Here is a 24,323-nt window from a genome sequence, read left to right as displayed (position 1 = left end):
TGCATTTAGAAGTGACGCGAGGTTTTAACAATCTAACCTACGGAGCTATTCCCAGTTTTTATTCAAAATACATACTTCGCATACTCACAAAGTAAAACTTTAGAGTGCGCTATGGTCAGAAAAGTAAGGTAGAGTAAGCCTACAGCTGAGCATTCTTTTAATTGAAGAATCCCTCAGTATCAAGTCAGACTCAATTCTTAGTTTATGATCGAAGTAGTAGATACAAAATCAATTTCATATAAATGAATTTGGAGAGTGATAAAAGCATGGAACAATACAATACACGGTCCGAATCACTAATTAATTTTGGGATTCAATCGATAATGCCTTGGATGGTATGGGGCTTAGGTTGTTTATTTTATTTTTACGAATGTCTTTTACAAGTATCACCCAGCGTTATGAGTAATGAACTAATGAGGGATTTTGCAGTTACCAGCCAAACATTAGGAATTCTATCGGGTGTCTATTTCTATTCCTATGCCGCAATGCAATTACCTGGTGGTGTATTAATGGACTATTTCGGTCCACAACGATTATTAACCCTAGCTACTATTGTTTGTGCTGTAAGTACCATTGCCTTTGGTATGACCAATAACTTTTTTATGGCCTGTGTCGCCCGATTGATGATAGGTTTTGGGTCAGCCTTTGCAGCCGTAGGTACCATGAAACTCGCTGCGAATTGGTTTTCTTCACAACGGTTTGCCTTGCTTACAGGTCTTATGGTTACCATAGGAATGTTAGGAGCCATTGGTGGTGAAGCACCTTTAGCATTATTAATTGATGCTTTTGGTTGGCGTCAAAGCATGCTTATTATGGGCACCATTGGTCTTGTTCTTGCGGTCCTACTCAGTGTCATTGCTAAAGATACTCCTCAGAATCATGAAATCACTCACCATCATCCTATTGAAGAAGAACCTTTAATACCCAGTTTATTGTCGCTAATAAAAAATAAACAACTTTGGTTAGTTGCTTGCTATGGCGGCCTCATGTATATGGCAACCCCAGTTTTTTGCGGCTTATGGGGTGTTCCCTTCCTGATGACTAAAATGGAGATCACCAAGACGACCGCTGCAAATTATATTTCTTTAGTGTTTATTGGTTGGGCGATTGCTAGCCCCTTATGGGGAATTTTTTCAAATCGTATTGGCTTACGCAAACCACCGATGTACATCGGATGCATCGGGGCACTTATCTGTTCTACGATTTTCATTTTTGCTCCAATTAATAACGAAATCTATATGGAACTGTTATTGTTCGCATTTGGTATATTTTCCGCAGGTTTTTTACCTGCATTTACTGTAGCAAAAGAATTATGCAATAAAAAATATGTTGCTACGGGCTTAAGCTTTATGAACATGATGAATATGATAGGTATTGCGCTCGCACAACCACTGATTGGTTTTATCCTTGATAGAATGTGGAAAGGTGAACTGAATGGGAATGTTCGGGTATATCCATTGGAAGCGTACCATACCGGACTTGCTATTCTTCCCATAGGAATGCTTATTGCCTTAATTATTTTACCAAAAATTAAAGAAACTTATTGCCAAAGTGTACATTAATGAAATAATACGACACTTCCTGGAATTAAGTAACCTGGGTACAGCAAAGCAGTCTTGTTATTCATTTTAAAATCCCATCTCCCGTTTTGGGAAAGGGTTAGGATTGAGGGTAATCCTAGTTATTCGTTCATCCGCCCTTTTGGGCCCCTTCTCCTCGTATGAGGAAAAGGATATACAAGACTGCTTTGCTACACTCAGATACATTTTTAAAGTAGATTTGATATGGCTAAAAAACTATACATCAAAACCAACGGCTGCCAGATGAATGAATACGATTCAACTAAGATGGCAGAAGTTTTGCTGCAATCACATGGCTTGGTTAAAACGGAACACGTTGAAGAAGCAGATGTGATATTACTCAACACATGCTCTATTCGTGAAAAGGCACAGGAGAAAGTTTTTTCTCAATTAGGGCAATGGCGTGAATATAAAGCCAAAAATCCTCACGTAGTGATTGGTGTAGGTGGCTGTGTTGCGAGTCAAGAAGGTGAAGACATCATTAAAAGAGCTCCTTTTGTCGATATCGTTTTTGGCCCACAAACATTACACCGACTTCCAGCATTGCTCAATGAGCGCATGGAAAAGAAAAAGCCAGTAGTTGATATCAGTTTCCCCGAAATAGAAAAATTTGATCACCTACCCGCCCCGAGAGCTGAAGGTCCAACTGCATTTGTTTCGATTATGGAGGGTTGCAGTAAATACTGCAGCTTCTGTGTTGTCCCCTATACCCGCGGTACTGAAATTAGTCGTCCTTTTGATGATGTGCTGGCTGAATGTTATCAATTAGCAACCCAAGGCGTGAGAGAAATCAATTTATTAGGACAAAATGTTAATGATTACCGTGGCATGATGGAGAATGGTGATATCGCTGACTTGGCCCTTTTAATTCATTATCTTGCTGCTATAGAAGGGATAGGGAGAATCCGTTTTACAACGTCACATCCTTTGGCGTTCTCAGATAATTTAATTAATGCTTATGCAGAAGTACCAGAATTGGCTAATCATCTCCATCTACCAGTACAAAGTGGTTCTGATCGTATTTTAGGATTAATGAAACGCGGTTATACTGCTTTGGAATTTAAATCTAAAATCAGAAAATTACGCAAGGTACGTCCCGATATTCGTTTATCCACCGACATTATTGTTGGTTTCCCAGGAGAAACAGATAAAGATTTCCAAGACACTATGGATTTGGTTCATGAAATAGGTTTTGATACTTCTTTTAGTTTCATCTATAGCCCAAGACCGGGTACCCCTGCAGCGAATTTACCAGATGACACGCCGATGGAAGTGAAAAAGCAAAGACTGCAGATATTGCAAAATAGACTACTGCTCAATGCTTCTCGTTACAGTCAATCCATGGTTGGAAGTATACAAAAAATATTAGTTACTGGTCATGCTAAAAAAGATGCTCAGCAACTTTCCGGTCGGACCGAATGCAATCGAGTAGTTAATTTTGACGGTCCTGCTCATTTAATAGGCCAGTTCGTCAATGTGCAAATTAATGATGCATTACCTAATTCATTAAGAGGGCGTCTCATTGAAGTTGAGATTGAAACAATTTGATGATTGAGCATATTCATAAACAATTAACTGTTCCTCGCGAGTACCACAATCAACGAATTGACAGTGTACTCGCACACTTACTTCCTGATTACTCGCGCTCACAAATCAGTAGTTGGATTAAAAATGGTGCAATCACACTCAATCAGAGATCCTGTAAGCCTAAAGACAAAACTTTAGATGGAGATTTGATTGAAATTAATGTTAACTTCACTTTAATGGATAAGGATTTTACTCATTCCACCCCGGAAAAAATTCCTTTAGATATTGTTCATGAAGACGAAGACATTTTAGTACTCAACAAATCTGCAAATATGGTCGTTCACCCAGGAGCGGGAAACAAAAATCATACTTTAGTGAATGCCTTGTTATATCATGCCCCATCCTTACAGCACTTACCTAGAGCAGGCATCATCCATCGATTAGATAAAGATACAACGGGTCTGTTAATTGTAGCAAAAACATTACCGGCTCATACTTCTTTGATTCGTCAAATGCAAGCCCGTGAGATTCAACGTCACTATATTACTTTAGTACAAGGCCATATTATTTCAGGGGGTATCATTGATACAGGGTTTGGCCGACATCCACGAAATCGATTAAAAATGGCCGTGCAAGAACAAGGCAGACAAGCAATAACTCATTATTCAATCAACAAACAATATCAGGATTTTACCTTACTGGATGTCCAGCTAATGACCGGACGAACTCATCAAATTAGAGTTCATTTATCCTATATCAATCACCCTGTTGTCGGGGATCCGCTGTATGGAGGTCGAATGCGATTTCCAGCTCATGCAACAGAACAGTTACGAACTGTACTCCAAGATTTTAAACGACAGGCACTGCATGCGCGTACGCTCTCATTGTATCATCCAAAAACAGAAAATGAGTTGACGTTTACAGCTCCAATACCTGATGACTTTCAATTTCTTCTTAACACATTGGACGAGCATTATGAAGAATAACCTAGCAAATTGGCCAGCGCCAAAGAATATCACTGCCCTAAGCACAACTCGTCTATTCGGGTATAGCCAGGCACCCTATGACAGCAATAATATGGGTTTGAATGTGGGTGATAATGAACAGCACGTGTTGCAAAACAGACAACAACTTATGGAATTGTTGCACTTACCCGGCGAACCCCAATGGTTACATCAAACGCATAGTACGCTTTGTGTTATTGCTGAAGAAGATCCCAATAGAAACGCGGATGCCTCTGTATCCCGCTCCATGAATCATCCTTTAGCAATTCTTACCGCCGATTGTCTGCCCATAATGCTTTGTAACGTACAAGGTACCGAAATTGCCGCAATTCATGCTGGTTGGAAAGGATTAGCTCATGGTATTATTGAAAATACATTTGATAAGATGAACAGCGTGACATCCGATGTACTCGCCTGGATAGGACCATCAATTTGTCAAAAATGTTATGAAGTGGGTGAAGAAGTATACCAAACGTTTACCGATACTTATCCTTTAAGTAAACAAGCATTCAAGCCTGTTAATGGAAAATGGTTGGCTAATTTACCTCTAATCGCTGAAATTATTTTGACTTCAAAGGGCATAAAAGCAGTGTATCAGTCTGAATTATGCACTTTTGAGTTAAAAAATGAGTTGTATTCCTATCGAAGAGCATCACAAACAGGTAGAATAGCTACCTTAATCTGGTTTAATGATCAACCTCAGGACTAATAATTATGATAAAACATATCAAGTTCATTATAAGTACCCTGCTTCTTATAACAGCCTCATTCACTTATGCGGCCAATGAAGCAGCCCCTACTGCCATGCCCAGTTTGGCCCCAGCATTGAAAAACATCATGCCAGCTATTGTAAATGTTGCAGTACAGGGCTATCTGCCTGCAAATACAACACCACCTGGCACTGATGATGAAGCGCAAAATAACAAAAAACGTCAGCAACCCAATGCCGAAAAAGGACGAAAATTTGAAAGCATAGGTTCTGGTGTCATAGTGGATGCGCAAAACGGGATCATTATTACGAATGATCACGTAATCCGTCATGCAGAACTTGTCACAATTACGTTGCAAGATGGTCGACGTTTAAAAGCAAAACTGATTGGCAGTGATAGCGAAACTGATTTAGCTATATTGAAAATTAATGCTACCAATTTAAAATCCTTACCTATAGGTGATTCAGATCAGCTGCAAGTGGGTGATTTTGTTGTTGCAATTGGTAATCCTTTTGGTTTAAACAGTTTTGGTAACAGTCAGTCTGCAACATTTGGTATTGTCAGTGCCTTAAAACGCAGTGATTTAAATATTGAAGGTGTAGAAAACTTTATTCAAACTGACGCGGCAATTAACCCAGGTAATTCTGGTGGTGCATTAGTTAACACAAAAGGAGAATTGATTGGGATTAATACTGCAATTCTTTCTCCTTATGGTGGCAATGTGGGAATTGGTTTTGCGATCCCCATTAACATGGCCAAAGATGTTGCCCAACAGATAATCAAATTTGGCTCAATTCATCGAGGTTTAATGGGTATATTTGTTCAACATTTAACCCCAGAGCTTGCTCATTCATTAGGATATCCAGAAGATTTTCAAGGTGCCTTGGTATCACAAGTTAATCCAAACTCCCCTGCTGAACGTGCTGGTTTAAAATCAGGTGATATAATTACCCAGATTAACAACACAAAAATCACACAGGCAACTCAGGTAAAGACTACCATTAGTCTATTACGTGTCGGTTCCAATGTTAAAATGGTTGTTCAGCGTGATGGAAAGACTATCACTCTGGATGCAGTCGTCACTGACATTAAATCTCATGAACAAAAAATGCAATCAGAGAATCCGTTCCTTTATGGACTGGCATTAAGAAACTTTGAGCAAGAAACCCCTCCTCATGGAAACGTGGTTGGTGTCCAAGTTGTCGGTGCTTCAGAAACAAGTGCAGGATGGCGTGCTGGTTTAAGACCCGGAGACATCATTATCTCTGCAAACAAAGCTCCTGTTAAAGACGTTAAAACGTTGCAACAAATTGCTCAACAGAAAAAACAAGAGTTATTGGTTCAAGTATTACGTGGACCAGGTGCTATGTACTTACTCATCATCTAACTTTCTCAAAGGTAGCCTGGGTGAAGCGCAGCTGAGCCCAGGACTTCACCCTAAGTGCTCCTCAAATAATCTTTCCTGCCCAATAAGCTGATATAGAATGTACCGATTCTATTTGTTCTATTTTTTATGACCTTGTCTCTATTATGGATACAGCGAACAGGCCTAAGCACGTATTTATTCCTTATTCTTTTGTTTTATAATCATTCAATTGCATTATTTCTACTTAAGTGAATTTATGAAATGTAGAGGTAGAAAATATAAAAGCTTAGAGAGAATATGAAAAAAATCCAAAAAAATAGAATAACAGTATTGACAATTTTCCATTAAAACGACAAAATCACGCGTCTTGTGGCTATGTAGCTCAGCCGGTTAGAGCGCGGCACTCATAATGCTGAGGTCGGTGGTTCGAGTCCACCCATAGCCACCATTAAATCAAATAGTTACGTAAAATTTGCTTCCCCTTAGTTGGTTAAGAACCAATAAACTAAAATCAACAGCTTCTTTATTTTTCAAATAAAAAAATAGTAGTAAATCCCGATTTTCAGGCTTTATTGAGAACTTATAAAACGAGATCAGCATGGGAATGAGTAATGGCCTCCAGACAAAGTACCGTTGACTTTATCATAGATCAAACCGCAAAAGCCGGAAGTGTTTATGCGAAAAAGATGTTTGGTGAATATGCTATTTACTGCGATAACAAGGTCATTGCTTTAGTTTGCGATGATCAATTATTCGTTAAACCGACTCATGCGGGAAAAGCATTTATCAATAACTATGATGAAGGCATTCCCTATCCAGGTGCAAAGCCCTATTTGGCCATCTCAGCAGAGCTATGGGAAGAAAGCGAATGGTTGACCCATCTCTTTAAAATTACAACACTAGAAGTGCCGATGTCGCAAAAGAAGCGCGTCATTAAGAAATAAACTTATAAAATAGAATATTATGAATCCTCGCGAATCACTCCATTTTAAGCCTCTATGTGAACAGGATATCAACCGTCTTTACTCTTGGTTCCAGGAACCTATCATTAATCAATGGTACGCTCGAGGAACAATTTGGTCACTTGAAGCAATAAAAAGGAAATACTTACCGAGAATTCAGGGTCAAGATAATGTTCCTAGTTTTATAATTAACTTAGATAAACAAGCCATAGGCTTTATTCAATATTATTGTTTCAAAGATCATTTCCCTGAAGGTGTTTTGCATCCTAATAATTCCTTATTTGATATCTATAAACTGAATGAATTGGTCGGCTTGGATCTCTTTATTGCATCAAATGAACATCGCGGTAAAGGATTAGGCAGACACATCTTAGATAGGTTTACAGAGAACCTGGCGAATACTTTTTGTGCTGCTGTCGTTGACCCTGAGATTAATAATTACCAAGCGATTCACTGTTATGAAAAAGCGGGATTTAAGCGCACTGAGTATAGTGAGGATAAACATCATCTGCTTCTGCTGAAAACGTTACGCTAAGGGGCGATACATATGAGTATACAACAAACAATCAATCCAGTAATACTGCAAAAAGTCACCCAAATGCTTCAACACTTTTTTATGACAGAAATTGAAATTGATTCTTTACAGTTTTTAAGTGAACCAGATCGTCGAAATATGGTGTTACGGATTATGCTGAACAGCAACCTGAGCACCATCCCCAAAAGCATCATTTTCAAACAATCATTACCTGAGAAATCAGCGACGGATGACCAAGATGCCTATGCGCGTTTTGCCCGCGACTGGGCCGGACTGGAGTTTGCCAATCAAATTCACCAAAACATGCATAATGTTCCACATTTTTATGGTGGTGATAAAGAACATCGATTTATTCTTATCGAAGATTTAGGAAAGCGGCATATAAGTTTAGTTGACACATTAACACTTCCGTATAGAGATAGGGCGATTCTTGCATTAAGACGTTTTATGAAAGCATTAGGAAGCTTCCATGCGGCAGGTTTTGCTAAAACAGCACGCTACGAGGCTATTTTAAATAAAATTCATGGGAGCGCCGAAACGCTGCAAGAAGAGTTGGATTTCACTCGTACTGATTTACTCGAGAAACTACGTACAACAAATAAAAAACTCAATCTGACTTTAACAACAGAATGCATCAATGAGTCTACCTTACTGATTGAATCATTACTTAAACCAGGTCCTTTTACTGTTTTAACTCATGGGGATATTTGTCCCGATAATGTTTTCGACCATGAAGAAACAGGTGATTTGCAACTGATTGATTTTGAATGGGCCTTTGTACGCAATGCCCTACTGGATGGTACGTATCTTAGAATGAGCATGCCAACATGTTGGTGTGCTAAAGCGATCCCCGAAGATGTCATATCCCATCTCGAGATTATTTATCGAGAAGAACTCAAACGAACTATTCCTGCGGCATCAGATGATTTGGCTTATGCTAAAGCGTATACTGAAGCCTGTGGTTTTTGGTTATTACAACAAACACTCCCTTTTCTTAATTCCACTCTAGAAAAAGACAGAGTGGGTCCTTCAGGCCCTACTTCAGAAAACTCATTATGGAATGCCGAAGAAAATTGGGTAAGACCAAGAGTTTTATCACGTTTGCAAGCATTTATTCATGTTGCATCCACGAATAACTTATTACCTCATTTAAAACAAATGGCAGAGAGCATACTCTTTGAAATTAAAAAACATTGGACTGGTACAAAACCCCTAGAATTTTATCCTGCCTTTAGAGCATCCGATCAAAAATTTTATATTAGACCTTTTGAACCCGGCGATGAAGCGGAAATCTACCAGCTTTTTTATGATACGGTCCACTATGTCAACTGCAAGGATTATACCCAAGAACAACTCGATGCATGGGCCCCTAAAAATCCCAATTTGATTGAATGGCAAAAATCTCTTGCTAAAAACTATACCTTTGTCGCAATTAATATAGAAAGTGGCAGGATTGTTGGATTTTCAGACCTGGAAGAAAATGGTTATCTCAATCGTGGGTATGTGCATAAGGACTATCAAAATCAAGGAATTGGGAAAGCCTTACTCGAGGCTCGTGAGCATAAAGCAATGGCTTTAGGCATCCGAGAACTCTTTTCTGATGTCAGCATTACAGCGAAACCATTTTTTGATCATCGTGGTTACATTACTGAAGCAAGACAAACTAAAGAAATTTGTGGCACAACATTTATAAACTATAGGATGATAAAAAAATTGACGCCAACAGCCAAATAACAAATAAGCTGGGTAAAAAATACGACTTTCTATGTGTCCAAACAACTCCAAAGTGGCTTGGTAGCATGAATCAAAAACAAAGATTATTAATTGATGCCTGCGTGAGCAGCAATTAATATTATTGGACTCACATAGATACTCTACATTGATTCATTAACCTCATACCTATAAATTAACAATTAATTCTAGATACTTTAGATTGAATTTTTGCTATGTTTAATGAGAAACAAAGAGCACCCAATTCTTTAAATTTAATTTTAAAATAGAAGAATAAAACATTATGGAACGGTTAAAATCCTATTTTCTGAAAGACACTACCCTGAGAACTGAAGTCCTTGCGGGAATAACCACTTTTTTAACAATGGTTTACATTGCGTTCATTAACCCAAGCATCCTTCATGATGCAGGGATGGATCAAGGAGCCGTATTTACGGCCACATGCCTTATTACTGCCTTTGCTTGTCTTCTTGCCGGCCTATTTGCCAACACACCCATTGGCATTGCCCCTGGTATGGCTTTAAATATCTTTTTTTCCTATACAGTAGTACAAGGAATGGGCATACCTTGGGAACAAGCCTTGGCGATTGTGTTTCTTTCTGGTGTTTTATTTTTTTTAATGTCGCTCACGAGTCTTCGACGTCTTTTAATTGAAGCCATTCCCTACAATTTACAAATTGCTATCTTAATAGGGATAAGTCTGTTAATTGCGCTAATTACTTTAGAAAATAATCAAATAATAATCGCGGACAATCATAATTTAATGCGTCTTGGAGAAATCAATCGTCCTCAAACCGGATTATTTTTCCTGGGCTTTCTTCTGATACTCATTCTGGATTTTTTTCAAATACCTGGGGCGATTATCCTCGGAATACTGACTATTACTGCTTTAAGTTTGTTAATGGGTTTATCTACCTGGCAAGGTTTAATCTCCATGCCCCCTTCCATGCAAGCTACTTTTTTAAAGCTTGATTTTTCTGGCCTCAATACTGTGCTCGCCATAAAAGCCACATTCACATTTTTTTTAATTGCTGTATTTGATGCCACAGGCACATTAATCGGTTTATTGAATCCGTCTGTATTCAAGCAACAAAAAAATTATGCGAAACGTCTTAGTAACTGTTTAACAGTGGATGCAGCCGCTTCTGCTGTGGCAGGGTTACTGGGTTCAGCAAGTACGTCTCCCTATATTGAATCTGCGGCAGGTATTGAAGCAGGTGGACGTGGTGGTATCACAGCAATCGTCATAGCAATCGGCTTCATCCTCATGCTCTTTTTCTCCCCTTTAGCGCGAATGATCCCTAATTTTGCTGTAGGCCCTGCGCTTCTTTATGTAGCGTGTTGTATGATGAAACACCTCACTGATATGAAATTACAGGATGTGAGTGAAACTGCGCCCTGTATGGTTACAATTATGATGATTCCCTTTACTGCATCTATTGCAGATGGAATTGGTGGAGGGATAATTCTTTATACGCTGTTAAAACTATTAACCCGACAAAAAATTAATTTTTTACTCTTTATATTGAGTATTGTTTTTGTAATATTCTTCCTGGTCAGTTAAAACAGGTTGAATTCATCTTCCTGTATATTTTGCAAAAATAATCACAAGGATATTTTTATTATGTCCATGAAATGTTCTGTATTTATTGCTACCAGTGTTGATGGATTTATCTCGCGCCATGATGGCTCTATTGATTGGCTCATGAAAGTTAATTCTCTTGTACCCGAAGGTGAGGATGGTGGTTATAAATCCTTTATTGCGACTGTTGATGGATTGATCATGGGCCGGCATTCTTTTGAACAAGTATTATCATTTGATGAATGGCCATATGGAACACTCCCTGTAGTAGTCATGAGTAGTAAGGGAGTAACTATTCCTAAGCATCTACAAAATTACGTTTCTTCATCGTCTGAATCGCCCACTGCCCTCGTTCATCGCTTAGCAAATCAAGGAATGAAACATCTTTATATTGATGGAGGAGTCACTATTCAAAAATTCATTGCTGAGCATCTTATTGATGAATTAACTATTACATTGATTCCTATTTTACTTGGTTCGGGTCGATCATTATTTGGTCCACAGAAAGAGGATGTCGAACTGGAACTTTTGGAGACAAAAAATATCGGCTGCGGTATTGTACAATTGAAATACTGTATTCTTAGCACCAACAGGCCACATAAAAAAACCTATTCAATTTAAGGTTGTTGACGGGACAGTCTCGTTCGTGTAGAAAAGTTTAAGGCCTGTTTATAATTCCTGGATTGTCCGAGACAGTAGAATTGTATTCAGACCCTACTGAGCTTGCTCTGCCCTATCAGCTCAACTGAATTGTTGTATGTAATCACCAACTCACTCACCTGGAGATTCGCATGACTAAATTTTTCGATAGAAAAACAAGAACGCTATTCATTACCGGAGGAAAAACAAATGAAGCGGACTTATCAGAAAATCCGTTAGTTCAATTACCAGATTCTGATGAAATACCTGCAGCTCCCCTACTTCGGAGACAAAACGCAGTTTTATCACGATTTTTTGAACGACATTACATCAGTTCATCAGGAGAAGAACTCCATGGCAATTTTGATTTAAAGGATCAGAGCAATGCTGATCTCGTAGAAGTGGTAGACACGATTTATTGTCCTTAATCCTTCCCTAGAATAAGATAGAGCCTTCTCCAAAATTGAGGTAGAAGGCCCCCTTAAATCAGGTTAATGCTTTGATATTATTTATAGTTTGAATTGTTTTAAAAACATATACATTTACCAAACTCTCTGCATATAATGCGTTATGATGATATTTAAAATGTACAATTAAGTGTTCATTATCATCTTTGGCGTCATTCAATTCTTTATTTAATTAGGATGAAAAAATATGAATAATTCAAGAACGCACGGGCATCAGCAAAACGCACACCAACACAATCACCCATCCACAACACAACCACCACAAACTACAGTAATTGTTACAAATCCCGTACACGCAAACCACCCTAATGGTTTCTTCCCCCCTCATCACCATGTACATCATCCCTACCAACACCCACAACAACATCATCATCAGCATCATCAACACCAGCACCAGCACCATGATTCGCACACTCATACCCATTACACTCCCTAGCAAAAATGAGGTCCCGGATAGCGTCATACAATCCGGGACTAATAAGATATTTAATCCAACTTTATTTATTCCAGAGGAAAATAAAAGAGTAACTTACCGTATTTCATTAATTTCTTAACAATTAAGATAATCTTAAAGCAAAATAGAAAAATGCTTCAAAATACCTTCCGTTACTCGCCAAAAAAGCTATGGTAAGTTTATAAATTTAGTTATTATGTTATTCACTTATGATTTTGCGGTTTTTCAATGCGCTCGATAGTAATTATAATTTTAATATTTATTTGCTCTGCGTTAACTCACGCAAACGAAATTAATATTTCCACTACAACGAAGAACGGGAATACTACTTTTTACCTGCAAGCAGGTGCGTTTAATTTAGAAAAAGATGCAAAACAACGTGAAAAGGAATTGTCTGCCCTTGTTAGTGAACATGTAGAAATTAAGAACCTATCCGATAAAAAGCTTTATCTTGTGCAAATAGGCCCTATTAGCGATTACCTTACAGCGAGGGAATTGCAGAATAAAATATCCCAACAGCTCAGTGCCAAAAAAAATCAACAAAATAACAATCAAACTCCTTCGATACAAACAAATCCCTCTCAGAGCTCTGATGAGCAAACAGAAACACTACCTCCGAATGGCCAAATATGGAATTTAAGAAATGCGGATATTCGAGCGGTTATCGCTGAGGTATCACGAGTTACTGGGAAAAATTTTGTGATAGATCCTCGAGTTCAAGGAAAAATATCGATTGTGTCATCAACACCGATGAATAATAATGAACTTTATCAGGTTTTCCTTTCAGTTTTACAAGTGTCAGGCTATGCCGCCATACCTAGTGGTGCAGTCATTAAAATTATTCCTAATATTGATGCGAAAACCCAATCACCTGATCTTCTGAACGAACTGAAACATCCACCACAAGGCGATGACATGATGGTAGCTGTTGTACCTGTTCATTATGTTCCCGCAGAACAGTTAGTACCTGTTTTGCGTCCGTTAATGCCTCAATGGAGTAGTATCTCTGCATATGCCCCCTCAAACATGCTCATCCTGTCAGGAAGAGCGAACAACATTCATAGTCTTGCAGACATCATCAAACAAGTAGATAACTCGTCTGCAAATGGTATTGATATGGTTCATTTACAACACTCTTTAGCAATGGACATTGCAGCCACTTTAAAAGATTTAGTAAAAACCCAACCCAGCATGGGAGGAGCTCGAACTCAGTTAACCATAGCTGCTGATGATCGCTCTAATTCACTATTAATCAGTGGCTCCAAAACGGATAGAATACGCCTGAGAATGTTAATCTTAAAGTTAGATAAAGAAAGCTCTGCAGGCCTTAACAGCAATACTCAAGTCGTTTACCTGAACTATCTCAGAGCAGAAGACCTGGTGCCAATTCTTGCAGGTATTGCTCAGGCAAATTTCAGCGGTAATGTTGGGACAACCATTGGCACAGTCACTCGACCTGCTTTAGACAGTACTAACCCTGCCTCCAATCTTGTAAGTAATAGTGGTTCTAATACGCAAAGCCCTAGTTCTACTTATCCACCAGGTGCCTCCCCATTAACATCGCCTGGGGCTACTGGAAATACTACATCAGCAACATCACAGAATGAAGGCACTACAAAACCATCGGTACAAATTATTGCTGAGCCCAATACAAATTCCATTATTCTTAATGCGCCGGCATCTGTGATACGGATTCTGAAAAGAGTAATTAACCAACTGGATATTAAACCCGCACAAATTCTTATCGAGGCGTTGGTAGCGGAAATAAATCAGGAAGACGTCAATGACTTAGGAATAGAATGGGGTAGTCAGCAACAAACAGGAAAACCAGGCAGCTTTAGGCCAGGATTTGCTATAATTAACAGTAAAACCAGGCTTGATGATTTTCAAGCGCAAATATATGCCTTGGCAAGAGAAAATAAAGCAAACATTTTATCAACACCTTCGGTAGTTGTTCTTGATAATCGACAAGCTAAAATTTTGGTAGGTAAACAGGTTTCGATTGCATCCACCACTCAGCCTGCCAATGCTGGAGGTACAACAAATAATGGCGTACCATTTACCACCTTTGATCGGGTTAACGTTGCATTACATCTTTATGTCAGGCCCCAAATTACGCGTGGCGAAGGCATTCAAATGCAAATCGATCAAGGAAATGACACTCTGGATCCGCCTGTTGTTGCTCCGAATACAACTACTCCAACATTTAGAATTAGTAGCATAGTTACTTCGGTTCATGTGGATAGTGGAGACATCGTTGTTCTAGGAGGTTTAACCCAAGACAGTCTTGGTAATGACAATAATCGTATACCTGTGTTGGGCGATATACCTGGTGTGGGTCGCATTTTTAGGCGTAATGTTAATTCTCGTGAAAAACGTGTACTTATGGTCTTTATAAAACCCATTATTTTACGTAATGAACGCGATACGATGCATATGACGGGTGAAAAATATAATAATGTTCGTCAATACGAACTCGATTGGCTCAGATCACAAGATGCATTTGTACAAAGTAATAACTCGACGGTAATGCCTGCTTTGAAAAAGGCAGAATTACCTAAACCGTTTAATCGTCCACCTTTATTAGCAACGAAATAAACTATGGAACATGAAGATAAATCACTGAAAATCCCATACAGTTTTGCAAAAAACCATGGGATTGTTGTTGCCAGTGAAATGAGTGATAACCATGTCCTTGTTTATTATTTACCAAATACCCCGTTGCAAGCACTTGCCGAAATAAAACGATTATTACAATGTGAATTTACTTTAAAACAAGTCGATGAATCTGCATTTCAGCAACATTTAGCCCATGTCTATCAATCAAAATCATCCATATTAGAGGCTGCCGGAGGTATGGAGGATGATATGGATCTTTCGTTACTGGCAAGCCAACTTCCAGTGAGTGAAGATTTATTGGAAAATCAAGATGATGCACCAATAATTCGCTTATTAAATGCATTATTTACTCAAGCAATAAAACAAAAGGCCTCTGATATTCATATCGAAACTTATGAAGATCGCGTATTAGTACGTAATCGAATTGACGGTGTATTACATGAGGTTTTAGAAATTCAACGTGCCATAGCCCCTTTGGTGATTTCGAGAGTTAAAGTTATGGCCAAACTGGATATCGCGGAAAAACGTATTCCACAAGATGGTCGTATTTCACTACGTATTGGTGGTCATAATATTGATGTTCGGGTTTCCACCCTTCCCTCTAACCATGGGGAACGTGTTGTTTTAAGAATTCTGGATAAACAAGCGGCCCAATTGGATTTGACTCTGTTAGGTATGCCTGAACCAACCGTAAAAGCCATGCGACGAATGATCGCTGAGCCTCATGGCATTATTTTAGTTACCGGACCCACTGGTTCAGGAAAGACTACTTCCTTATATGCCATGTTGACGGAGTTAAATGAAGTCTCACGTAATATTCTAACCATTGAGGATCCCATAGAATATGATCTTGAAGGCATTGGACAAACTCAGGTTAATACCAAAGTTCAAATGACCTTTGCTAAAGGTTTAAGAGCGATCCTCAGACAGGACCCAGATGTGGTCATGATCGGAGAAATTCGTGATTTGGAAACGGCTGAAATTGCAGTTCAGGCAAGTCTGACAGGACACTTAGTACTTTCAACCTTACATACAAACAGTGCTCTAGGTGCATTAACTCGTTTACGTGATATGGGTGTTGAGTCCTTTCTCCTCTCTTCAAGTATTGTTGGACTTATCGCGCAACGACTGGTCAGAAAATTATGTCACCAATGTAAGACCCCACATCAATTAAGAGATGATGAAAAAGAACTTATGGGACTAGCACCTGATGCGGACACCTCAAACGTTTTTGAACCTAAGGGCTGTGACTTCTGCAATCACTTAGGCTATAAAGGCAGAACTGGGATTTATGAATTGATACCTGTTGATGAGACCTTAAGGGGAATGATCCATCGTAATGAAAACTTACAAACGATGGAAAATTACCTACGTCCGACTACTCCCAGTATTCGCGATGATGGATTTAAACGCGTGCTCGTCGGAGACACTTCCCTTGCCGAAATTCTTCGGGTAACAACGCAAAGTTAGTTGATACACTTTTGGAAAAATAGATAACATAAACTGAAAAAGCTTGTTTCCTATTTATCAATAGAAAACTCCTATGAAAATCAAAAACTAATGGTTACTATATAAGATATAGATGGCTTCAATACTAAGAACAGGTTAATGGATCTGTTTTAAATATTTAAGATGTGCTGCCAAATAAACAGGGACTTCTTATGCGGCTTTGGATCAAAGGATTTATTGGTTTGAGTTTATGCTCATTAGCATCCTGCACTGTCTCGCTACCACAACAAAGCCAAGTTAAAAATATAAAACCCGTTCCAAATATGGAACATTCGATAAAAAATAACCTGCAAAAAAAAGCGATTTTTTCCAAAGGAAAATGGCCTAATAGGCAATGGTGGTTGGCTTATAATACGCCTGAGTTAAATGCTTTGATAACAGAGGCGTTAATGAATAACCCTTCAATTCAAGAGGTCAAGAGCCGAGTTACGGTAGCTAAGCAGCAAGCAAGGGTTACGCGGTCTCTATTATTTCCTTTAATATTTTTTGATGCAGATGAAAACCGACAATATATAAGTCAAAACGGATTATATCGCGCTTTCAATCGGAGATTTCCTTTGAATGCGACACTTTTAGATCTCTCTCTTTCATTTAATTATGATTTTGATTTTTGGGGAAAAAACCGAAATCTTTTCCGCGCAGCGCTAGGAGAAGCAAAGGCTCAAGAAGCGGAAGCAGCAGACGTGGAATTAATAACAAGTACTGCAATCGCTCAAGCTTATTTTGCATATAAAACCAATCTTATAAGAAAAAAACTATTCACGCAGTTAATCGATGTACGCCAAAAAATTGCAACATTACAAAAATTACTAGTACAAAAAGGACTTTCTTCAAAAATACCTGCATTAGAAACTTCAGAACAATTGCTTGAAGCCCGAAAATTACTATCAAGCATTAATGATGAACTTGCTGCTAACAAACATTTAATTAATACCTTAGCCGGACGCAGTCCGGATAATCCCCTATTGATTGACTCAGCGCTTCCCCAATTACCCAAAACGCTAAAAATTCCTCCGATATTGCCATTAGATTTCTTAGCCCGCAGACCGGATCTCATAGCGCAAATTTGGCGAGCCAAAGCCTTAGCCTATAAAACAGGGGCAGCCATGGCAGAATATTATCCTAATGTAAACCTAATTGGCCTTGTTGGCCTTGAAAGTACCAAATGGAGAAAATTTTTGGATATATCAAGTGGCACAGCAGCACTTAGACCCGCTCTCGATTTACCTATTTTCACTGCAGGCGCCATACGGGCAAATATCAAAGCAAATAAAGCGCAATTTGATGCAGCAATTGCTGCATACAATAATTTACTTCTGTACAGTACTCAAGAAGTTCTTGATGTACTCGCATTTGCTGAAGACATTTATCAACAAAAAAAGGAACAAAATCAAGTGGTTGACTATGCAAAACAACGTTATGAGTTAAGTTATTTGCGTCAGAAAAAAGGTTTAGATAGTGTACTTGATGTTTATTTGTTACAAGAAGATGTGATTCAAAAAAGACTTGTTGATGTGGCTTTACTTTATAACCAATACCTAGCCTCGATCAAATTAACCAAAGCTTTGGGAGGAGGTTACTATCAAAATACCATACCTTTGGTGAAAAACTCATGAAAAAAAAGACCCCTTCTTTTTACTTTACAATCATGGTCATCGTTCTATTTATTTTCCTTTTTTTGTATTGGCTTTTTGTATGGAGAATCGAAGTCTATACCAATGATGCTTACGTACAAGGAAATCAGGTTTACATCAAATCATTAAAACCAGGATTTGTCACTGGGATTTATACCGATGATAGTTTTCTGGTAAAAAAAGGACAACTTCTCGTTTCATTAAATGAAACCGATTCTCTGATTGCTCTAGAAAAAGCAAAAAAGAAGCTTGCCAAAACAGTACGAGATGTATGCCAAGCATTTCATGATGTATTTGTATTAGCTGCAGAAATTGAAGTGAGAAAAGCAGTACTCTTAAAAAGCCAGCAAAACCTCAAACATCGTTATGATGTCATTGGCGCGAAAGCGATTTCCTTGGAAGATTATCAAAACGCTCAAGATGATCTTAAAGCCGCGGCTGCTGCATTAAAAAGAGCTAAAAACAATTACCAAAAAGCGCTCGCTTTTGTACAAGGAACCTCCATTGCCGAACATCCTTGGGTTCAAGCCGCTGCCCAAGAGGTACGTAATGCCTGGGTTCAACTCTATCGATGTAAAATCTATGCCCCAGTAGATGGACTTGTAGCACAAAGGACGATTCAAGTGGGTATGTGGATTTCACCCAAAGAGCCCCTCATGGCCATTATTCCTTTGGATCAAGTATGGGTCAATGCCAACTTTAAGGAGACACAACTCAAAAAAATGCGTATCGGTCAAAAAGTTACTTTTACTTCTGATCTTTATGGATCGAATGTTGTTTACCACGGTACAATTGTTGGTTTACCAGGAGGCGCAGGTAATGTTTTTTCACTATTACCTCCTGAGAACCTCTCTGGGAATTGGATTAAAATCGTACAAAGACTGCCTGTTCGTGTTGCTTTAAATCAAGACGAATTAAAAAAATATCCATTAAGAATTGGTCTTTCCCTGGAAGTTACCGCAAATCTATCGAATCAGAATGGACCTTTGGTACCCACGTCAACTACTGGTTCACCTCATTACGTCACTGATATTTTCCAAAAAGAAGAAATAGGCAATGAGCATCTTATCGCACATATTATTCAGAGTAATTTAGATCCTAATCTTCAGAAATACGCCAATGCCCCGCTGACGATCAATCAAGTTGTCTTAAATGGAACGGAGCGATGATTCTCTATATCTTACTCTTATCATTGGCTGCAGTAATTCTAAATCTGACTTTACCTATCATGGCAGGTCTCTATATTGTCAGTGATCTGGGCGGTAGTCCCTATATGACATCTTATACTGTCAGTTTTTTTTGTATTGGCAACTTACTCGGGGTGCCGTTAGGCAAACCCGCTGTGACTCGATTAAGCCCCATTCAACTTTATGTGGTATGTCTTAGTCTTACTGTTTTATTCTCATGGGAATGCGCTACCGCTACTAATTTTTTTTCTTTTATCTTATTTAGGTTTTTAGAAGGATTTGCTTCAGGACCAATGTTTCTTCTTATTACCTATACACTTATTCCTTTACTTTCAACGAATAAAGATAATGTCTTTATCGTTTCCTTGGTGTTGATTTGTCTGTCAATAATTCCTGTACTTGGTGCTTCATATGGTGCCTGGATTGCCTACATCTACGATTGGCGATTTCTTTTTTATTCGAATATACCTATTTGCTTGTTTTTTATTGTATATGTTGGTTATGGCTATAGAAAATATCATGAACCAGTAAAAAAAACATATTTTGACACGCTCGGATATTTTTATTATTGCATCAGCATGGTTTTTATTTTAAGCGCGTTAACAACAGGCCAGGAGTTAGATTGGTTTCGCTCCCCTTTAATCACTTTTTTACTTATTGCTGGTTTCATCAGCTTTATATTTTTTATTTTACGGAGTTGTTCAGCGCAACATCCCGTCATTGACTTAAAATTGCTTAAGAATTTTTATTTTTCACTTGCAATGATCTATATCATTTTATTTTTTGCACTTTATTTTGGCATGGTGATCTTATTGTCGTTATGGTTGAAACTATATGTTAATTATACTCCTGATTGGATTGCACTAATTATTGGAACTATGGCATTTTGTGGGTGGATCCCTGTACTCATCAATAAGAAACAATATGACCCATTTTTTCCATTAATGATCGCCTTACTTTTTTTTGCCATATCCTGCTTCTATACCACCAACTTCAATGTTGAAATTGATTTTAGGCGGATAGCTTTTTCCCGAGTATTAGCCGGTATAGGACTTGCATTGTTTTTATCACCACTTTTTCAGATGACAGTAAACGCCTTTCCTGAGACAAAGCGTGCTGAAACTATAAGTTTCTTCCACGTCTCAAGATTACTTGGCAGTGGATTAGGAGTCGCTTTATTTGCAATTTTATGGCACAGACGGGAAGTTTTTTTTCATCTTCGCTTGGGAAGTCGTTTGACTGCTTTTTCCCATGAAACACAACAGTTTCTCGAACGAGCAAAATTATTCCATCTTCAAGGAAAACACGCATCTGCTCAATTAAATGCTTATCTGACACGACAAGCCACTGCTTTGGCATTGGATGATTGTTTTTATCTCATGGGTTGGATGGTCCTTTTTTTATTATTTCTTTTAATTGTTATTTTTTTATTACGTACTAGAAGAAGCAGGGCTCAAGCAAGCAAAGACAAGAGATTAATATTGGATGAGGGTATTCCATAAAAGCACTGTAGCTTGGGTTAAGCTGCGCTAACACAAGCTACATATCATAAGTATGATTTAAAAAAGCTACTTATTCCATCCTACGCCAAGTAGTCCCGTTCGGTCCGTCTTCCAACTCAATTCCTCGACTTAACAAATCTGCTCTTATTTGATCAGCACGCCCCCAATTTCGATCAGCACGAGCCTGAAGCCGCTCAGCAATTAATTCTTCAATTTCAGTCTTGTCTTCTTCAGCAAACCCAGACTGTAAAAAAGATGCAGGGTCTTCTTGTAACAACCCCATGACCCCTGCTAAATGCTTCAATGTAATAGCCAAGTTAGGTGAACGACTCTTGTTCACTTCATGGCTAAGTTGAAACAGAACAGAAAGGGCGACAGGCGTATTAAAATCATCGTTCATCGCTTGATTAAACTCATTGACCCAATGATTATCTAATTCACCATCAGCGATGCTGTGACTGTCTTTTATCGTCTGGTATAAGCGCGTTAATGCTTTCTTAGCATTGACTAAATTTTCTTCGGAATAATTTAATGAACTGCGATAATGGCTACTTAAAAGGAAATAGCGAACAACCTCTGGATGATGTTTGGCTAAAACGTCAGCTATCGTAAAAAAATTACCTAATGATTTGGACATCTTTTCATTATTAACCTGTAGCATCCCTACATGCAGCCAATAGTTTGCAAACGGTTTTTCAGTAGCCGCTTCACTTTGTGCGATTTCATTTTCATGATGTGGAAATTGTAAATCCAACCCTCCCCCATGAATATCAAATTGCTCACCTAATTCACTCATAGCCATAGCAGAACATTCAATATGCCAACCTGGACGTCCTTCACCCCATGGTGAGGGCCAACTTGGTTCACCCTGTTTTGCCTTTTTCCATAAAACGAAATCTAAAGGGGAACGTTTTTCCTTAACAATTTCTACTCGTGCTCCCGCAACTAATCCCTCAAGATCTTTATGCGATAATTTACCGTAGTCAGCAAACGAATCAACTTGATAACATACATCGCCATTATCACTGAGGTATGCACTGCCCTTCTCAAGCAACCGTTCGATTAATTGAATAATGCTACTGATATGTTCTGTGGCACGTGGCTCTACATCCGGAGGCAAAATATTTAGAGCTTGTGTGTCTTCATTCATTGCCGCAATATACTGAGCGGTTAACTCATCGATTGGAATCGCACGTTCATGTGCGCGTGCAATTATTTTATCGTCAATATCAGTAATATTACGTACGTATTTAACATCATAGCCCTGAGAGCGAAGGTATCGAACAATGACGTCAAAAGAAACCATTGAGCGGGCATGGCCTATATGACAACGATCATATACGGTAATACCACAAACATAGAGGCCAATTTTTCCGGGAGAAATGGAAACAAATGGTTCTTTAGTTCTGGTTAGAGAATTATATAAATGCAACATATCAGCCCCTTCATTTAGAATCTGTTGGCAATCCTACGATCTGGGCCCTAATCCCATGGCAACATGCTGCGACCACATCCCTCCTACTTCTCAGGATGACCGGGGTTTTTAGGGCTCTAAATCGTGATTTAACTCACTCTTCATTTGTCAACAGACTCTATTATTTTGCCCAAGTATCTTTCAAATCAACGACACGATGAAATGCACAAACACGACCTTCTTTTGATTCATTAACACAATAGTATCCCAAACGCTCAAACTGAAATACTTCTCCTAATTGCTGATTAGCTAGAGCAGGCTCGCAATAGGCTTGTTTTATGTTCAATGAATCATGATTTAAAAATTGGAAGAAATCCTCTTCTCGACCAGGATTAGGATCGTTAAATAGACGGTCATACTCCAGTACAGTTACAGGATAAGCATGTGCACATGATACCCAATGAATGACCCCTTTTACTTTTCTATCTTCCGGATTTTTTCCTAAGGTTTTTTCATCATAGGTACAACGTAACTCTATGACATTGCCTTGTTCATCATGAACAACCTCATGACATTTAATCACATAGGCATGACGTAAGCGCACCTCAGCTCCAGGAGATAGCCGGAAGTATTTTTTCGGTGGCTCTTCCATAAAGTCTGAACGCTCAATAAAGACCTCTCGAGAAAAAGGTAATTCCCTTACGCCTGCATCTGGATCCTGCTGATTATATGCAGACTGTAGCATTTCTACTTTGCCTTCAGGATAATTTTCTATAACTACTTTTATAGGATCCATAACACACAAAGCACGCTTCGCTGTTCTGTTTAATTCAGCACGAACACATTCCTCCAGTATGGACATATCAATTACGGAGTCGCTACGTGATATCCCTATTACTTCACAAAATTGACGAATTGCGGCAGCTGGATAACCACGTTTACGCATCCCTCTTATGGTAGGCATACGTGGGTCATCCCATCCGGAAACAGCCTTTTTTTCAACCAAGGTACGTAATTTGCGCTTTGAAGTGACTGTGTGCGATAAATTTAAGCGAGCAAACTCAGTTTGTATCGGCTTTGCAGGTAAAGGTAAATTATCAACACACCAATCATAAAGTGGGCGGTGGTCTTGAAACTCCAATGTACATAGAGAGTGAGTGATTTTTTCTAGCGCATCAGAAATAGGATGAGCATAATCATACATAGGATAAATACACCATTCATCACCAGTACGTTGATGATGTGCATGTCGAATACGATAAATTACAGGATCACGCATATTTAAGTTACCTGATTGCATATCAATTTTTGCTCTTAATACATGCGTACCATCAGGAAACTCCCCTGCTTTCATACGAGTAAATAAATCCAAACTTTCTTCGATTGGTCTATTTCTGTAAGGACTTTCGCGTCCGGGCTCTTGCAAAGTTCCTCGATAAGCTCGAATTTCATCCATGTTTAAGCTATCAACATAAGCCAAGTCTTTTTTAATTAATAATACTGCAAAATCATAGAGTTCATGGTAATAGTCTGAAGAATGCGTCATTGCATACCATTCAAAACCTAGCCAGCGCACGTCTTCAATAATCGCATTGACATACTCTTCTTCCTCTTTAGTGGGGTTGGTGTCATCGAAACGTAAATAACAAATACCGTTAAACTCCTGCGCCAAACCAAAATTCAAGCATATAGGACTTAGCATGACCTACATGCAAATACCCATTTGGCTCAGGAGGGAAACGAGTCACTACAGACTTATGTTTGCCACTCGCCAGTTCATCAGTAATCAGTTGTCTTATAAAATGAGCTCGTTTTTCAGTTATTTCTGTCATTAGATTTTCCACCACAGTTATTAGGGTCTGTTGACCATTCTACTATCCTGGTCAAAATGGCGAATTGAT

The 24,323-nt window shown here is 38.7% G+C and carries 18 protein-coding genes, 1 tRNA gene and 1 pseudogene; 18 read left to right on the top strand and 2 right to left on the bottom strand.

Annotation, left to right across the window (positions count from 1 at the left end):
- Window positions 1-266: 266 nt before the first annotated feature.
- From EL022_RS09600 to EL022_RS09515, 18 genes are all read left to right on the top strand, one after another.
- The gene (locus EL022_RS09600) at window positions 267-1,562 is read left to right on the top strand and encodes an MFS transporter (RefSeq protein WP_028381888.1); all 1,296 of its coding nucleotides are present in this window, start codon (window positions 267-269) and stop codon (window positions 1,560-1,562) included.
- Between the two features lie 222 nt (window positions 1,563-1,784).
- Window positions 1,785-3,128 carry a tRNA (N6-isopentenyl adenosine(37)-C2)-methylthiotransferase MiaB gene (gene miaB, locus EL022_RS09595; protein ID WP_028381889.1) on the top strand — a complete coding sequence of 448 codons (1,344 nt, stop codon included), beginning with the start codon at window positions 1,785-1,787 and terminating at the stop codon, window positions 3,126-3,128.
- Window positions 3,128-4,093 (top strand): 23S rRNA pseudouridine(1911/1915/1917) synthase RluD, encoded by a 966-nt coding sequence (rluD, locus tag EL022_RS09590; RefSeq protein WP_028381890.1) that lies wholly within the window; start codon window positions 3,128-3,130, stop codon window positions 4,091-4,093. Before miaB ends, rluD begins: the two co-directional genes overlap by 1 nt.
- Window positions 4,083-4,820: a peptidoglycan editing factor PgeF gene (gene pgeF, locus EL022_RS09585; protein WP_028381891.1), complete on the top strand. Its 738-nt coding sequence runs from the start codon at window positions 4,083-4,085 to the stop codon at window positions 4,818-4,820. Before rluD ends, pgeF begins: the two co-directional genes overlap by 11 nt.
- 5 nt (window positions 4,821-4,825) lie before the next feature.
- The gene (locus tag EL022_RS09580; protein WP_028381892.1) at window positions 4,826-6,208 is read left to right on the top strand and encodes a Do family serine endopeptidase; all 1,383 of its coding nucleotides are present in this window, start codon (window positions 4,826-4,828) and stop codon (window positions 6,206-6,208) included.
- 350 nt (window positions 6,209-6,558) lie between these two features.
- Window positions 6,559-6,635 (top strand) — tRNA-Met (locus tag EL022_RS09575).
- Window positions 6,636-6,798: 163 nt separating this feature from the next.
- Window positions 6,799-7,131, top strand: coding sequence for a TfoX/Sxy family protein (locus EL022_RS09570; protein WP_028381893.1), 333 nt, complete (start codon window positions 6,799-6,801; stop codon window positions 7,129-7,131).
- Window positions 7,132-7,150: 19 nt separating this feature from the next.
- Window positions 7,151-7,684 carry a GNAT family N-acetyltransferase gene (locus tag EL022_RS09565; protein WP_028381894.1) on the top strand — a complete coding sequence of 178 codons (534 nt, stop codon included), beginning with the start codon at window positions 7,151-7,153 and terminating at the stop codon, window positions 7,682-7,684.
- 12 nt (window positions 7,685-7,696) lie between these two features.
- A complete protein-coding gene (locus tag EL022_RS09560) occupies window positions 7,697-9,418 on the top strand; it encodes a GNAT family N-acetyltransferase (RefSeq protein ID WP_241972154.1) in 1,722 nt (573 codons plus the stop codon).
- Window positions 9,419-9,698: 280 nt separating this feature from the next.
- Window positions 9,699-10,979, top strand: a complete 1,281-nt coding sequence (locus tag EL022_RS09555) for an NCS2 family permease (RefSeq protein ID WP_028381895.1) — start codon at window positions 9,699-9,701, stop codon at window positions 10,977-10,979.
- A 60-nt stretch (window positions 10,980-11,039) separates the two neighbouring features.
- A complete protein-coding gene (locus EL022_RS09550; protein WP_028381896.1) occupies window positions 11,040-11,618 on the top strand; it encodes a dihydrofolate reductase family protein in 579 nt (192 codons plus the stop codon).
- A 170-nt stretch (window positions 11,619-11,788) separates the two neighbouring features.
- Entirely contained in the window at window positions 11,789-12,064 is a 276-nt protein-coding gene (locus EL022_RS09545) for a hypothetical protein (RefSeq protein ID WP_028381897.1), read from the top strand.
- Window positions 12,065-12,290: 226 nt separating this feature from the next.
- The gene (locus tag EL022_RS09540; protein WP_081776906.1) at window positions 12,291-12,539 is read left to right on the top strand and encodes a hypothetical protein; all 249 of its coding nucleotides are present in this window, start codon (window positions 12,291-12,293) and stop codon (window positions 12,537-12,539) included.
- Window positions 12,540-12,785: 246 nt separating this feature from the next.
- A complete protein-coding gene (gene lspD, locus EL022_RS09535; RefSeq protein WP_028381898.1) occupies window positions 12,786-15,155 on the top strand; it encodes a GspD family T2SS secretin variant LspD in 2,370 nt (789 codons plus the stop codon).
- Between the two features lie 3 nt (window positions 15,156-15,158).
- Window positions 15,159-16,646: a GspE family T2SS ATPase variant LspE gene (lspE, locus tag EL022_RS09530; RefSeq protein ID WP_028381899.1), complete on the top strand. Its 1,488-nt coding sequence runs from the start codon at window positions 15,159-15,161 to the stop codon at window positions 16,644-16,646.
- Window positions 16,647-16,837: 191 nt separating this feature from the next.
- Window positions 16,838-18,301, top strand: a complete 1,464-nt coding sequence (locus EL022_RS09525) for an efflux transporter outer membrane subunit (RefSeq protein ID WP_028381900.1) — start codon at window positions 16,838-16,840, stop codon at window positions 18,299-18,301.
- Window positions 18,298-19,488 carry an HlyD/EmrA/EmrK family protein gene (locus EL022_RS09520; RefSeq protein WP_028381901.1) on the top strand — a complete coding sequence of 397 codons (1,191 nt, stop codon included), beginning with the start codon at window positions 18,298-18,300 and terminating at the stop codon, window positions 19,486-19,488. The genes EL022_RS09525 and EL022_RS09520 overlap by 4 nt, the downstream gene beginning before the upstream one ends.
- Window positions 19,485-21,008: an MFS transporter gene (locus EL022_RS09515; RefSeq protein ID WP_028381902.1), complete on the top strand. Its 1,524-nt coding sequence runs from the start codon at window positions 19,485-19,487 to the stop codon at window positions 21,006-21,008. The genes EL022_RS09520 and EL022_RS09515 overlap by 4 nt, the downstream gene beginning before the upstream one ends.
- A 70-nt stretch (window positions 21,009-21,078) precedes the next feature.
- Here the strand turns inward: EL022_RS09515 and cysS are convergent, their stop codons facing one another.
- Together cysS and EL022_RS09505 are read right to left on the bottom strand one after the other, a co-directional pair.
- Window positions 21,079-22,443 carry a cysteine--tRNA ligase gene (gene cysS / locus EL022_RS09510; RefSeq protein ID WP_028381903.1) on the bottom strand — a complete coding sequence of 455 codons (1,365 nt, stop codon included), beginning with the start codon at window positions 22,441-22,443 and terminating at the stop codon, window positions 21,079-21,081.
- Window positions 22,444-22,603: 160 nt separating this feature from the next.
- Window positions 22,604-24,254, bottom strand: a pseudogene (locus EL022_RS09505) (glutamine--tRNA ligase/YqeY domain fusion protein).
- Between the last annotated feature and the right edge of the window lie 69 nt (window positions 24,255-24,323).

The sequence above is a fragment of the Legionella cherrii genome (assembly GCF_900635815.1).
Classification (GTDB): domain Bacteria; phylum Pseudomonadota; class Gammaproteobacteria; order Legionellales; family Legionellaceae; genus Legionella; species Legionella cherrii.
Note: the sequence above shows the minus strand (reverse complement) of the source record. Positions and strands in the feature narration are given on the sequence as shown.

Excerpts from the sequence above, each read along its gene's own strand:
- EL022_RS09600 (WP_028381888.1), top strand. The coding sequence starts at position 267 with ATGGAACAATACAATACACGGTCCGAATCACTAATTAATTTTGGGATT.
- miaB (WP_028381889.1), top strand. The coding sequence starts at position 1,785 with ATGGCTAAAAAACTATACATCAAAACCAACGGCTGCCAGATGAATGAA.
- rluD (WP_028381890.1), top strand. The coding sequence starts at position 3,128 with ATGATTGAGCATATTCATAAACAATTAACTGTTCCTCGCGAGTACCAC.
- pgeF (WP_028381891.1), top strand. The coding sequence starts at position 4,083 with ATGAAGAATAACCTAGCAAATTGGCCAGCGCCAAAGAATATCACTGCC.
- EL022_RS09580 (WP_028381892.1), top strand. The coding sequence starts at position 4,826 with ATGATAAAACATATCAAGTTCATTATAAGTACCCTGCTTCTTATAACA.
- EL022_RS09570 (WP_028381893.1), top strand. The coding sequence starts at position 6,799 with ATGGCCTCCAGACAAAGTACCGTTGACTTTATCATAGATCAAACCGCA.
- EL022_RS09565 (WP_028381894.1), top strand. The coding sequence starts at position 7,151 with ATGAATCCTCGCGAATCACTCCATTTTAAGCCTCTATGTGAACAGGAT.
- EL022_RS09560 (WP_241972154.1), top strand. The coding sequence starts at position 7,697 with ATGAGTATACAACAAACAATCAATCCAGTAATACTGCAAAAAGTCACC.
- EL022_RS09555 (WP_028381895.1), top strand. The coding sequence starts at position 9,699 with ATGGAACGGTTAAAATCCTATTTTCTGAAAGACACTACCCTGAGAACT.
- EL022_RS09550 (WP_028381896.1), top strand. The coding sequence starts at position 11,040 with ATGTCCATGAAATGTTCTGTATTTATTGCTACCAGTGTTGATGGATTT.
- EL022_RS09545 (WP_028381897.1), top strand. The coding sequence starts at position 11,789 with ATGACTAAATTTTTCGATAGAAAAACAAGAACGCTATTCATTACCGGA.
- EL022_RS09540 (WP_081776906.1), top strand. The coding sequence starts at position 12,291 with ATGAATAATTCAAGAACGCACGGGCATCAGCAAAACGCACACCAACAC.
- lspD (WP_028381898.1), top strand. The coding sequence starts at position 12,786 with ATGCGCTCGATAGTAATTATAATTTTAATATTTATTTGCTCTGCGTTA.
- lspE (WP_028381899.1), top strand. The coding sequence starts at position 15,159 with ATGGAACATGAAGATAAATCACTGAAAATCCCATACAGTTTTGCAAAA.
- EL022_RS09525 (WP_028381900.1), top strand. The coding sequence starts at position 16,838 with ATGCGGCTTTGGATCAAAGGATTTATTGGTTTGAGTTTATGCTCATTA.
- EL022_RS09520 (WP_028381901.1), top strand. The coding sequence starts at position 18,298 with ATGAAAAAAAAGACCCCTTCTTTTTACTTTACAATCATGGTCATCGTT.
- EL022_RS09515 (WP_028381902.1), top strand. The coding sequence starts at position 19,485 with ATGATTCTCTATATCTTACTCTTATCATTGGCTGCAGTAATTCTAAAT.
- cysS (WP_028381903.1), bottom strand. The coding sequence starts at position 22,443 with ATGTTGCATTTATATAATTCTCTAACCAGAACTAAAGAACCATTTGTT.